Source organism: Novosphingobium sp. BL-S-33 (assembly GCF_056857025.1).
The window spans coordinates 258,977-271,541 of sequence record NZ_CM166475.1 but is presented as its reverse complement, the minus strand read 5'-3'; the positions used below and the strand labels follow the sequence as shown (position 1 = coordinate 271,541).

Genomic DNA, 12,565 nt, shown 5'->3' with positions numbered 1-12,565 from the left:
CTGTCTCCCGAAACGCACACATAGGTCTAGCAAGCCTTTCCGTGCGCGGCAGAAAGCCGCCCCTAGACGAAAGCCCCAGTCCAGACTTGCCCCTACAGGGTTCTGCCAATGCCATGACCGCCTTGCCCGGGTAAAATTAATCCGACCGAGTTACCTACAAAGGGCGACCCTATGTCATGAAGCACTTGAACGTGGTCCAGGGAGCGAGGGCCTTAGCCGCTGTGTTCGTGGTCATCTCACACGGAGCGGCATGGGCCGTCGGTTTCGGCTCGCTCGGGTTTCCGTTGTCAGACTTCGAATTGCTGGGTTCGATGGGCGTGCTGATGTTCTTCACCATCAGCGGCTTCATCATGGTCCACGTCGCGCGCGATGGCTTCGGCGAAAGCGGCGCGCCCGCCAATTTCCTGCGCCGCCGTATCGCTCGCGTGGTGCCGCTCTATTGGCTGATGACTCTGGTCGCCGCCGCGATCGTGGTGAAGGACGCGCGGCCACTGGACATGGGCTATTTCGTGCAAACCCTGCTGTTCATCCCTCACGCCGCTGCCGGACGGTTGATGCTGCCGGTGCTGGGCGTGGGCTGGACGCTGAACTACGAGATGTTCTTCTACGTCCTCTTCACCGCCGCCCTGTTCATGCGGAGGGGGCTGGCGATCCTGTGCATGGCACTGGCCGTGCTACTGGCCATCGGGCAAATGCTTCACCCCGTCTGGGACCACCGGGATGCGCGCAGCGTCCTTGAGTTCTGGACGGCGCCGCTGCTGCTGCCGTTCCTGCTGGGCATTGGCATCGCCGTGGTGCGTCGGGGCGCGCCGTGGCTGCGGGTCCATCGTCCCCTGCTGCTGATGCTCTGCGGCGTCGCCATCATCGTGGCCATGCAGCAACTCCTTATCGCCCCTGGGAGCGAACTGGTCTGGAAGCGCGTGGGCTTGCCGGTGGATGCGGCCATTGTCGCCGCCTTCGCGATCCTAGCCCCGAGTACCATCCCGGTACCGGCCTGGCTGGTTCTGACAGGAGATGCCTCGTTCAGCCTATACCTTGTCCACCCGCTGCTGTTCGGCGTGGCAAGCCGACTGGGGGGCAGAGCGCTGGGTCTGGAAAGCCCACCGCTTGCCATTGTGTTCTATGTGACGCTGAGCATCGCCGCAGGCATGGCACTCTACTTCATGGTCGAGCGCCCGCTCACGCGGCGGTGCGCCCGCGTGCTGGCGTCGTGGGGCCCCAAACCGCAAGCCATACCGCTTCCGGGCTAAGGGCGTTGTTTGGAAATTCGCTGAAAGCGAATTTTACGGCACCGGCCCTCTCCCCGATCCGGCAACGCAAACAGATGCTCCTCAATCATTCGTCTTCGTAGTCGTCCGGATCGAAATCTTCGGACAATTCGTCCGCATCGTACTCGCCCGACAGAAACTTCAGAGGGTCCAGATCGAGATGGGTCACGACCTCCTGACGCGTCGCCACGACAGTGATTTCGTCGCCGTCTTCCATCTCGATGACCGTAATCTGATCGTCGCGCCCTTCCGTCAGATCGACCACGTCGACCGAGTTCACCTGGACTTCGTCACCATCCGGCGTTTCGAATGTGAATTTCGGCATGCGTTTGCTCCTGACTCTCAATCCGCCGAACACGGAAACGAAGATCGGGTTCCAAGGGAAATGATTTCCAGGGCCATCGAACCCATGGTTCCAGCACGCGGTCATTGCATCATGGCGTAGATGCGACAATGCTCAAGATAGCCCGCCTCATGCCTTGCCGCGAGCGCGACCACCGATCGCCACAGCCAGGACGGTGCATCAAGGCCGGACGAGTGCCCCTTCTCCATCGCCTCGACCCATGCGCGCCGCGTGGGTGGATCCATTTGCCGGGCATGCGCTTTTCCCACGACACCGGAAAGATAGCGCGCCGCTTTCAGCGCTTCTCCGTGCGAGAATTGGTCGACTTCGATCTTGAGATCCTGCGGCATAAGTTCCCGTACGAACATCGAGTGACCCAGAAGTTTCGTCGCCGCGATGCGTTCGCCCAGATAGGGCGAGAGGGCCAAGGCGGCTGTGAGTACCCGCTCGGCAGAGTCGGCGGGCATCGTCACTCCGGCAGCGGCCGGAGCGACAGGCTCGACCGCCTCCTTCATGTCGACGAGAGCGTATTCCGTGCCCTCGTCCCCTTTCATGGCGACGACAATGGCGAACCGCATCAGCCCAAGCGAACTGCACCCTTTCATCCAATAGGCTGCATCCGCCATGATCGGCGTGCGATTTTCTCCCTTCCGATCCAGCGAAAGGATCATTCGGCTCACGGGTGGATGGGTTATGACCTCGCGCAGTGCGGCCCGCTCCGCGATATCCACCGGCCAGAAGCGCTTGCCGATCGGGATCGCGGGCTCGACATCTTCCAGCCGCTCTCTCGCAAGATGGCGCCACTTGCGGCCCAGCGCCCGGCGCCGCACCGTGCGCACGGCCTGAGGCTCCGCGCTGTTACCGTCCGCGCCGCCAGCCGGTTCGGCAACCGAAGCGAAGGCTTCTTCATAACCCTGAACCATCTCCTCGATCATCCGGGCAGTAACGACACCGGGCAAATCCGAGCCGCGCGCCGCGGTCGCGAGAGAGAGGCCAAGTCGAATAAGGTCATGGGCCGGATTTCCGATCACAGCCTGATCGAGATCGCGGATCTGGATGGCGACGTTACCATTGCTATCCGCAATAGGGCCGAGGTTGCCGAGGTGGCAATCGCCGCAGATCCAGATCGGCGGGCCTTCCGGGATGATCCGGGCGACTGGGGAATCGGCCAGCCACTCGTAAAATCGCGCCGTATTGCCTCTGACAAAGGCGTGAGCGGATCGCGCCATCTTAAGATCCCGGCGCGCATGGAGAAACGAGACACGATCTGCCGGGGTCAGAGCTTTCATAAACTGGAAACGAACGGGAAAAGTCCTCGTTCCTGCCGCACTGGTTTACATCTTAAACGGAAGCGCAATTTTGTCGCGCCGATAGCAATTGTGCGAGACCGTCAGGCGCGCACGTCGTCAGAGGCTGCCGCCGCCCAGCGCCGCGTAGAGTGCCACATCGTTTTGCAACGCCGCCGCACGAAGCAGGATCAGTTGCTGTTCCGCCGTGAAGAGATTGCGCTCGGCGTCGAGCACCTCAAGGTAGACCGATACGCCGCTGCTGTAGCGAAGCTCGGCCGTTTCGGCCAAAATCCGCTGATCCTGAACCGCGCGCTGCTGGGCGGCGATCTGTTCCTGGAGGCGCTGGCGGCCCACCAGCCCGTCGGACACCTCGCGGAAGGCCTGCTGCACGGTGCGTTGATAGGTCGCAACGAGTTCGTCCCGGCGCGCCTTGCTTTGTTCGAGCTGGGCGCGGCGCCGTCCGAAGTCGAACAGCGGAAGGGCCGCTCCGGCGCCGAAGGTCCAGGTGCCGCTGTCTCCGTTGAACAGGTTGCCGAGTTGGGGAGAGAGGAATCCGGCCATGCCGGTGAGGGAAATGGTCGGGAAAAATGCCGCGCGCGCCGCGCCGATATTGGCATTGGCGCCGCGAAGCTGTTCTTCCGCCGCCAGAATGTCCGGGCGAAGCGTCAGTAGCGTTGACGGCAGCCCGGCGTCCAGCGACGTCATCTGATGCGCATCGTTGATGCCGTATCCACTGGGAAGCGGCTGCGCCATGGGGCCCCCAACCAGAAGCAGGAGGAGGTTCCGCTGCTGATCCGTCGTGCGCTGCAAGTCCGCCAGTTGCGTCTGCGCCTGCGTGATCAGGATCATCGCTTGCTGATAATCGACCTTCGACGTGACGCCCGCATCCAGACGCAGCTTGGCGATCTCTCCGGACTTCTGGCGGCTGGCGAGCGTGCGCTGGGCAACGTCGATCCCCGCCTCGCCCGCGCGAATAGCGTAGTATACGGTTGCCACGTCACGGATGAGCGAGAGGCGCAAGGCGCGTTGCACATCGACGGTCGCCAGATAATTCCGCCGCGCCGCCTCCGTGAGATTGGCCACCCTCCCCCACAGATCGAGTTCGAAGCTGGAGACAACGAACTGGACCTGAAAGGCGCTGATCGTCTGCGGCCCGATGGCGGTCGGTGTTCGCGTCCGTCCGGCACTCGCGCCGCTGTCGACATTGGGCAGCCGTGCCGACGCCTGAACCCGGTATTGTGCCTCGGCCTGCGCGATGCGCGCGGCAGCGGCGGCAAGATCGCGATTTCGATCGAGCGCCGAGCCAATATAAGCCTGAAGCTGGGGATCGCCGAAGAAGCTGTGCCACGAAATCGCACTGGCCTGCTCGCCCGCAACCGGCGTGGTTTCCGGATAGGCGGGCGGAACCGGCGGCTCCGGCTGGACATAGGCCGGCGCCATGTTGCATCCCGCCAGCACGGCAAGCAGGCAAAGTGGCGGCAGGGTAAGGGCGAGCCGGCGCACGTCTAGCTTTCCTCGGCCTGATCGGGCTTGGCACCGGGCTTGGGCTCCTCACGCCGCGCGCCCAGCCATTTGCGCGCCGATACGAAGAACAGCGGCGTGAAGAAGATGCCAAGCACCGTCGCCGTGAGCATGCTTCCCATCACGCCGGTCCCCACGGCACGGCGACTGGCCGCGCCGGCGCCCACGGCGATAGCCAGCGGCAGCATGCCGATCACGAATGTCAGGCTGGTCATCAGGATCGGCCTCAGTCGTTGCCGCGCGGCGAGGCTGACCGCCTCGCTCGCCGTCTTTCCTTGCGACTCTTCGTCGAGCGCAAACTGCACGATCAGGATCGCGTTCTTCGCCGCCAACCCGATAATCGCCACGAGGCCGACGTTGAAATAGACGTCCGCCATCATGCCGCGCGCAAGGGTGAAGAGCACCGCACCCAGTACGCCCAGCGGAACGACCATGAGCACCGCCAGCGGAATGGACCAGCTCTCATACAGCGCCGACAGCAACAGGAAGACGACGATCAGCGAAAGCCCAAGCAAGGCGCCGATCTGGCCGCTGGCCTGACGTTCCTCGAAGGCAGTGCCGGTCCATTCATAGCCATAGCCGGGCGGCAGCACCTCCCGGGCGATCCGCTCCATCTCGTTCAGAGCGGCGCCGCTGGAATGGCCGGGAGCCGGCTGGCCGGAAATCGCCACCGCCGGGAACCCGTTGTAGCGTTCAAGCTGCGCCGGACCGGCAGTCCAATGCATGGTGCTGAACGCGCTGAACGGCACCATCTCGCCCCGGTCGTTGCGGACCCGCAGGGCGGCGATGTCGCTGGGCTCCATCCGCTGCGAAGCCTCGCCCTGCACGATCACGCGCAGAACCGTGCCGTCATGCATGAAATCGTTCGCATAGGCGGAGCCGAACGTGACGCTCAGGGCCTGATTGATCTGGCCGATCTGCAAACCCAGCGCCCGCGCCTTGACCCGATCCAGGTCGAGATAGAGCTGGGGCCGCGAAGGCTGGGTTTCGAACCGGACCCCGGCCAGTATCGGGCTCTTGGCCGCCTCGGCAATGATCGCATGCGCACGGCTAGCAAGATTGTCGCCAGTGCCGATGCGATCCTGAACCCGCATGGAAAAGCCGGTGGCATTGCCCAGCGCCGAGATCGGCGGCGGTTCGAAAGCGAACATCGTTGCTTCGGGAATGGTGAAGAATGCGCGGTTCGCGCGCGCCGCAAGGGCGCCAGCGGAATTGTCCGCGCCGGGCCGCTCTTCCCACGGCTTCAGGTCCACGAAGGACATCGCCGCGCCCTCTCCCTGGCCGAACAGGCTGAAGCCGTAGATCGAAACGACGTTGCGCACCTGGGGCTGCCTGAGAAGGAAGCCTTCGGCCTGCCGCACGGCACCTTCTGTGCGCGCCATTGTGGCGCCGGGCGCGGCGTTGTAGCCGATCATGATCGAGCCCTGGTCCTCCGTCGGCAGGAAGCCGCCCGGCAACCGCGCGAACAGCAGCCATGTCACAAGGCAGATCCCGAGAAACACGACAAACCAACGCACCGGCGAGCGGAGCATTGTCTCCACCGCCCCGACATAACGCCCGGTTGTGTTTTCCAGACCGCGGTTGAAGCGATCGAAGAACCGTGCAGGCAGGCTACGCGGCCGATCATTCACTTCCGTTTTCTCGGGCGGTGGTCGCAGAATGCTGCCGCACAGCGCCGGCGCGAGTGTCAGCGAAAGCACTGTCGAAACGATCATCGAAATGGTGAGGGTGACCGAAAACTGGCGATAAACCCCGCCGCTCGCCCCCGGAAAGAACGCCATCGGGATGAACACGGCCACCAGTACAAGTGTAGTCGCGATGATTGCCCCGGTAATCTGCCCCATCGCCTTGGCCGTCGCCTCGCGCGGGTCGAGGCCCTCCTCGCGCATGATGCGTTCGACATTCTCGACGATGACGATGGCATCGTCATTCAGGATGCCGATCGCCACCACCATCGCGAACAGCGAAAGCAAGTTGAGCGACATCCCGAACAGCAGCAGGCCAAGGCACGTGCCCACCAGCGCAATCGGCACGATCAGCGTGGGCACCACGATCGCGCGCCAACGCTGGAGAAACAGGTAGACGAAGGCCGAGACCAGCAGCAGCGTCTCGATCATCGTGCGCATCACGTTGTTCACGGAGCGGACGATGAACGGCGTGGAATCGAACGGCGTCTCCCACGCGATGTCCGGAGGGAAACTGCGCTCCAGCTCATCCAGGCGCGCGCGCACGCCGGACGCCGTCGACAGCGCGCTGGCGCCGGAGGCGAGCTGCACGCCGATCCCTACCATTTCCTGCCCGTTCAGCGTGGCATGCATGGCATAGCTGTCCTCGCCCAGTTCCACGCGGGCGACGTCGCCGAGGCGAACAGTCGAACCGTCGGGATTGGACGCGACGATGATTTCCCGGAACTGCTGAGGCGTGGAAAAGCGGCTCTGCGTGATGATCTGGACATTGAGATCCGCCGCCGATGCGGTTGGCCGCGCGCCCAGCGTGCCGGCAGCAGTCTGGCTGTTCTGCTCACGCACCGCCTGCAAGACTTCCGCCGGGGTCAGCCCGTATCCGGCGAGCTTATCACGGTCGAGCCAGATGCGCATGGCATAGGCCGAACCGAACAGCTGCACATCGCCGACGCCGGGAACGCGGCGCAGTTCCTCGACAATGTTGTTGCTCGCGTAGTTCCCCAATTGGGCCCGCGACGTTACCCCGGACTTCGACCGCAGCGCGACCATCATCAGAAATCCGGACGAGGACGAAGTCACCCGCACACCAGCGCGGCGAACGTCCTCGGGAAGGCGTGAATCCACCCGCGCCAGACGGTCCTGAACCTGCGAAACCGCCACGTCGAGCGAGGTGCCTGGTTGGAAGGTCACGGTGACCTGCGCGGTGCCGTTGGAGCGGCTGGTCGAGGACATGTAGAGGAAATTGTCGACCGCATTCATCTCGCGCTCGATGACCGATGTCACTGTCCGGTCAAGCGTGACCGCATCGGCGCCGGGCAAGGCGGTGGAGATGCTGACCGAAGGGGGCGCGATGTTCGGAAACATCTCGATCGGCAGATTGGCGATGGCAATCCCGCCGAACAGCAGGGCGAAAATGGCGATCACCCAGGCGAAGACCGGGTGATAGACGAAGAAGCGGTTCATCCCTCGCGGCTTGCCTGTTGCGCCGGCTGCTGGGCCGGTTTAAAGGGCTGTGGCGCAACCTTCTGGCCCGGCACGACGGTTTGCCACCCTTCCACCACGATCCGCTCGCCCGCCTTCAATCCCGAACGAACTATCCACATTCCGTCATGCGATTCACCGAGCGTGACGAGCCTGCGCTCCGCCACGTTGTCTGTGCCGACGACGATCACGCTGGTGTCTCCGGCGCCGATCATGACCGCGCGTTCGGGCACGGAGAGCACATTCACGAAGGTTCCCGCCTGCAGGACGCCGCGCACGAACTGGCCGGGCAGAAGGTCCCGGTGCGGGTTGGGAAATACCGCCCGCAATGCCTGGCTTCCGGTGCCCGGCTGTACGACCAGACCCGCGTAATCGAGGTGGCCGACGACGCCGTAGTCCTGCCCATTCTCCGTAGTCAGGCGGACTTCGATATTGCGCAAGTCGGGGAGACGGACTTCGCCGGAACGCGTCATGCGCGCCAGATCGAGCAGATCGGAGCTGGACTTCGTGAATACGACATAGACTTGGGAAAGTTGATCGACCTGCGTCATCAACGTACCCGCTCCGGCACTGACGAGGGCGCCCTCGCTCACTTCCGCGCGACCTACCCGGCCGGCAATCGGGGCGCGCACTGTCGCATAGCTCGCGGCGAGCTTCGAACGGTCGAGCGCCGCGCGCGCGTCCTGAACGCCCGCTTCGGCCTGCCGCAAGTTGTTCCGCGCGCTTTCATATTCCAGTTCGCTGATCGCCTGCCTCCCGATCAGAGAGGAAAAGCGCTTCACGACCTGCGCCGCATCCGATCGGGCAGCGAGCGCGCGCGTCAATCCCGCGTTGGCCTGTCTCAATTGAGCCTGCACATCGCCGGGATCGATCTGGAACAGCGCGGCGCCGGCTGCGACATCCGAGCCTTCCTGATAGAACCGCCGCAGGACGATGCCATCGACGCGGGCGCGGACCTGCGCCGATCGAACGGCTTCCACCCGGCCCGGCAATTCGATGGCATTCGCCGCCGACGATCGACCGACCGTCAGAACCTTGACCGGAGTTGGCGGCGGGCTGGGAGCCGTTTCGTTGGAACACGCCTGAGTAAGAATAATACAGGCCATCGCTGCCAGACGGCCGGCATTTATCAGATTAGAGAACGATGTATACTTCTGGCGCACGAGAGCTTTCCTTAACAAAGCCTCAACACGGTCTAGTATATCGTGCAATTATGTCTCAGGTGACCCTCTCGGCTCCGCTTGAGCCCCATTCCCCGAATCGGATTGGCCGCCGTGGCAGCAAGCATGGTCAGCGCAATTCTCTGGGGAGATCATATGCAGACGGAGACGACATAAAAACCTCCCCATGACGTTCGGACTGAGGCTTCGCCGGTATGACGAAGTTCCTTTATCCCTGCCCGAGGCTGTCGTTGATAAAGCCGCTGCGAGCAGGAAAATTCCCGAAAATCGGATATGTTAGCCGAATCGAACGATAGTCCTTTGTCTCATAGCGCAGAGATCGAGGCAATACGTTGCCGATTTCAGCCCGGGCCGGGGCATAAAATTGAAGTTGCTCGACAAACGAGTACGGATTGTTTCATCGCTATTAAAGACCCGGCCTGCCCGCGTATGCGCAGTAATTAGACGGGTCTGTCGGCCGACCGGCGATAAACCCGGCCCCCGGTACTTTGTCAGAATTTGGAATCGGCAGGGCAAGCACCGGGCAACCGTTTCCGGCTGCCCGCGGCGCTTGTGTAACCTGCCTGTTAAAGGCTCTGGTTATCGTGCCGAGGCAAGTTGGACCGGAACGGCGCCCGAAGCCTCTGCCGTGCGCGATTCGATCTTTGTGCGGATGTCCGCAATCACCGCCGTCCGGCACTCACGCGCCTTCTCCTCGGCAGCGAGATGGATGTTCGCCAGTCGGTCGCCGCAGACGGCGCGGGCGGCCTGATCCATGCGGATGGCCAGTCGCTGCTGGCCGTCGACCGTGGCAAGGTCGAGCCCCTTGAGCTGCAAGACAGCGCTATCCTGAGCGAAAGGATTTTGCGCGGGGGCCGCAGAAGCGGCCGTGGCGAAAGCGAAAGAGGCCAAGACCATTACACCGATCTTCATCATCTTCTCCTGAACACATATCGACGATCGCTCTCCGGCGACCTCGCTTTCATAGCGTTCAGCAGGGAAACTGACAATGAACCGTTGGATTATCTACTGACGGGCCTCAAATCGGGACTATGGACTGCCGATAACCAGCGATGCAAGGTCCGTGGAATGACCCAGCAATCCAATCGGTAGATCGACGCGCGCGCTCGCAACTTCGGTTTCGCCGACCGTGACGTCGATCGCCCGGGCCATCGGCAGGGACCATTCCCGAACGGTCTCAACCGGCAAGCGAACTCTCCAGGCATTTTGCCCCTGGACAGGTACCTCGTGCCCGTTGATGCGAACCGTGGATGCCGGGTCGGCCCGATGGCCGGAAATGAGCAGGCAACTTGCTCCGCCGCACGAGACCAGCCGCGTTTCAGCCTGCGGCGCGGCCACAGCGCAAGGCGCGAAGGTCGCGGTCCAGACCGCTGCGCTCAGCGCTATCGCCCGCGTGCCGAGATAGTATCGGATCTTCAATGTGTTGAAAGGCCATCGAGCTTGCCCGCGCCCTGTTCGGCACTGGGCAAAACACGCCGGTTCGGCACGCCCCCAACCGCCTGAGCCCGCGCTTCAACGCTTTCGAGGATCGCCCTGAGCAGCTTGACGCCAATCGCCGCGACGCCGGATTTGCGCGCTGGCTGGAAATTTGTTTTCGGCCCCATTCAAAACCCTCACCTTGCCCGATCCGAAACTGGGCTTGGACAGGTGATGAAGGCAGAGGCAAATTTTCGATGAAAGGCATAGATTGGGACTATGACCTGTGCAGCGCACGGATGCGCCGGAACACCTCATCAATGAAAAGCTGCGTGGCCGTGTCGCGCGCGGGTTCGGACCGGGCTAGAAGGAAGATGTCGTAAGAGGGCTCGAATTCCGCGGGAAGCAGCGGCCACAGCAGGCCTCTCTCCACTTCGGCCTGAACCGCATGCACGGGCAGAAAACCGATGCCGACGCCATTGACCACAAGACGGCGGGCTTCGCCGGTATCCTCCACCAGTCCCGTCACTTTGCCGCCCAGTCGGTACCGGCGACGAAGCTGTGTGATGGCTTCGATCTCCTGCTCACCTGTAAGCACGAAGCCTTCGCCGATCAGTTCCTTCAACTGAGTAACGCGATAGCCGAAAAGCGGGTGGCTGCGCGCGCAGTAGAGTTGCTGCCGCTCCACGAACAGCGGCTCGTAGACAAGGCTGCCACGAACGCCGCCGTCGTATCCGACACCCACTTCCACTTCACCGCGTTCCAGCGCATCCAGCACCTGACGCCAGGGCGAGACGCGGATCTCGATATGAATGTCGGGATTGCGGCGGTGAAAACTGGCGATGGCCTCGTCGAATTCACGGGAAACGACGCCCGAGACCATCTGGATGCGGACGATGCCTTCAACCCGCCGTGTCGCCTGCGCGATCTGGTGCGGCATCAAGCGGGCGGATTCCAGCATGTCCTCGCACAGCGCCATCATCGCCTTGCCGGCGCTCGTCATCTCCACGCCCGTCGCGGAGCGATGCAGCAGCGTTGCGCCGACCTGATCTTCCAGCCGCTTGAGCGCAGCGCTAATGCTCGGTTGCTGCTTGTTGAGTTGCCTTGCCGCCGCCCCGATGCCCCCGGCGCGGACGATATCGACGAATGTCCGGAGCAGGTTCCAATCGACACGCTTCGCGAACTTCTCGTCGATCAACGGCGTTCGTTCGCTCATCTGCTTGCATGTCCCCATCAAGGCAAAGCCTGCACCCGCAGTAGCCCGACATTGCTCCGAAAGCATAGACGCAATTTATGTAGAAAGCGGAATGATAGGCCATCCCGCTATGCCCCTCGCATCATCCCAAGCCCGAACGCCCGATCCGTTTCCACGGATCGGGCGTTCGTTTAAGTTTTTTATATCAGTATTTTCCGTAGGCGATCAGCTACCGGCGTCGCTTTTCGCCTTCAGCGCGGACTTCGGCCACCATGTCAGGGTGTGCTCGTCATGGGCGGTCGTCCAAAGGCCGTGGTGCGTATAGCGCAGCGCACCGCTTCCCGCCGCCTTGCCCATGCGCTTATCGACACCCATCGTCTTGGGATCGATTACCACGAAGACCTGATCGTCTGTGGTGCGCAGCCAGACTTTGCCGCTGCCAGTGTCGATATCGCCCCATTTCAGGTTCTCGCCCACCTTGATCCGTCCGGAGAGTTCGCCGGTGTGGGGATCAATACGGGCCACGGTGCCGTCCCCCTGTTCCTGGACCCAGACGCCGCCCGCCCCGGCGGCAAGAAAGCCCGGCTCCCGCGCCAAAGGTGTCTTGCCGATCACGCTGTTCGTCTTGGGATCGATGCGTTGCAACGATTGCTGCTCGGCACTGACCGCCCACAACGATCCATACCCGAACGCCAGATACCAGGTGCCCGGATCGACGGTAACCGAAGCCGTCACGCTATTGCTGGCAGGATCGACCCGCGCGATCTTGCCGCCCGCGTCGCTTGCGACCCAGATCGACCCGGCGCCCGAAACGACATTGAGTTCGCCTTTGGGATTGGCAATGCCGGTGGCGATGGCTGCAGTGAGTTTCGCGGTGCGGATGTCGATCCGGTTGAGCGTGCCTTCCTTGCAATCGGCAACCCACAGGGAACCATCCGCGATAGCCATGGCGCCGCAAGGGTGGGCCATCGCGACCTCCGCGAGCTTACTTTCGCGAGACCAGCGTTCGACCCGACCCTTGTTCGTGGCCCAGACGGTCTTTCCGTCAACCGCCAGGAAATCCGCGAAGCCCGGTACTGTAATGACCTGCTCTTGCTGAGCCTGAGCGGCAGTTGAGATGGTAGCCATGGCTCCGGCAGCAGCCAGAACCGTCAGTCCGAACTTGCGCATGTTTCCCCCTTCAAACTT

Annotated in this window: 10 protein-coding genes; 1 reads left to right on the top strand and 9 read right to left on the bottom strand. The window is 62.8% G+C overall.

Features of this window, described 5'->3' with window-relative positions:
* Positions 1 to 176 precede the first annotated feature (176 nt).
* Positions 177 to 1,250: an acyltransferase family protein gene (locus tag AC1VVM_RS18060; RefSeq protein ID WP_482956994.1), complete on the top strand. Its 1,074-nt coding sequence runs from the start codon at positions 177 to 179 to the stop codon at positions 1,248 to 1,250.
* A gap of 85 nt (positions 1,251 to 1,335) precedes the next feature.
* On the opposite strand, the gene AC1VVM_RS18055 is transcribed toward AC1VVM_RS18060, so the two are convergent.
* The 9 genes from AC1VVM_RS18055 to AC1VVM_RS18015 form a co-directional block, all read right to left on the bottom strand.
* On the bottom strand, positions 1,336 to 1,593 hold the full coding sequence (locus tag AC1VVM_RS18055) for a hypothetical protein (RefSeq protein WP_132386021.1): 258 nt from the start codon (positions 1,591 to 1,593) through the stop codon (positions 1,336 to 1,338).
* 101 nt (positions 1,594 to 1,694) lie between these two features.
* Complete coding sequence (locus tag AC1VVM_RS18050; RefSeq protein ID WP_482956993.1) at positions 1,695 to 2,900, bottom strand: DUF2252 family protein; 1,206 nt, start codon at positions 2,898 to 2,900, stop codon at positions 1,695 to 1,697.
* Between the two features lie 117 nt (positions 2,901 to 3,017).
* Positions 3,018 to 4,403, bottom strand: a complete 1,386-nt coding sequence (locus AC1VVM_RS18045) for an efflux transporter outer membrane subunit (protein ID WP_482906716.1) — start codon at positions 4,401 to 4,403, stop codon at positions 3,018 to 3,020.
* Positions 4,404 to 4,405: 2 nt separating this feature from the next.
* Positions 4,406 to 7,567 (bottom strand): multidrug efflux RND transporter permease subunit, encoded by a 3,162-nt coding sequence (locus AC1VVM_RS18040; protein ID WP_482956992.1) that lies wholly within the window; start codon positions 7,565 to 7,567, stop codon positions 4,406 to 4,408.
* Positions 7,564 to 8,748, bottom strand: a complete 1,185-nt coding sequence (locus AC1VVM_RS18035) for an efflux RND transporter periplasmic adaptor subunit (RefSeq protein WP_482956991.1) — start codon at positions 8,746 to 8,748, stop codon at positions 7,564 to 7,566. Before AC1VVM_RS18035 ends, AC1VVM_RS18040 begins: the two co-directional genes overlap by 4 nt.
* A 597-nt stretch (positions 8,749 to 9,345) precedes the next feature.
* Positions 9,346 to 9,678 (bottom strand): UrcA family protein, encoded by a 333-nt coding sequence (locus AC1VVM_RS18030; RefSeq protein WP_482956990.1) that lies wholly within the window; start codon positions 9,676 to 9,678, stop codon positions 9,346 to 9,348.
* A 117-nt stretch (positions 9,679 to 9,795) separates the two neighbouring features.
* Positions 9,796 to 10,185, bottom strand: coding sequence for a hypothetical protein (locus AC1VVM_RS18025; protein WP_482906713.1), 390 nt, complete (start codon positions 10,183 to 10,185; stop codon positions 9,796 to 9,798).
* Between the two features lie 274 nt (positions 10,186 to 10,459).
* Entirely contained in the window at positions 10,460 to 11,398 is a 939-nt protein-coding gene (locus AC1VVM_RS18020; protein WP_482956989.1) for a LysR family transcriptional regulator, read from the bottom strand.
* Between the two features lie 204 nt (positions 11,399 to 11,602).
* A complete protein-coding gene (locus AC1VVM_RS18015; RefSeq protein WP_482956988.1) occupies positions 11,603 to 12,547 on the bottom strand; it encodes a Vgb family protein in 945 nt (314 codons plus the stop codon).
* Positions 12,548 to 12,565 lie beyond the last annotated feature (18 nt).

Excerpts from the sequence above, each read along its gene's own strand:
- AC1VVM_RS18020 (WP_482956989.1), bottom strand. The coding sequence starts at position 11,398 with ATGAGCGAACGAACGCCGTTGATCGACGAGAAGTTCGCGAAGCGTGTC.
- AC1VVM_RS18060 (WP_482956994.1), top strand. The coding sequence starts at position 177 with ATGAAGCACTTGAACGTGGTCCAGGGAGCGAGGGCCTTAGCCGCTGTG.
- AC1VVM_RS18015 (WP_482956988.1), bottom strand. The coding sequence starts at position 12,547 with ATGCGCAAGTTCGGACTGACGGTTCTGGCTGCTGCCGGAGCCATGGCT.
- AC1VVM_RS18040 (WP_482956992.1), bottom strand. The coding sequence starts at position 7,567 with ATGAACCGCTTCTTCGTCTATCACCCGGTCTTCGCCTGGGTGATCGCC.
- AC1VVM_RS18055 (WP_132386021.1), bottom strand. The coding sequence starts at position 1,593 with ATGCCGAAATTCACATTCGAAACGCCGGATGGTGACGAAGTCCAGGTG.
- AC1VVM_RS18030 (WP_482956990.1), bottom strand. The coding sequence starts at position 9,678 with ATGAAGATCGGTGTAATGGTCTTGGCCTCTTTCGCTTTCGCCACGGCC.
- AC1VVM_RS18050 (WP_482956993.1), bottom strand. The coding sequence starts at position 2,900 with ATGAAAGCTCTGACCCCGGCAGATCGTGTCTCGTTTCTCCATGCGCGC.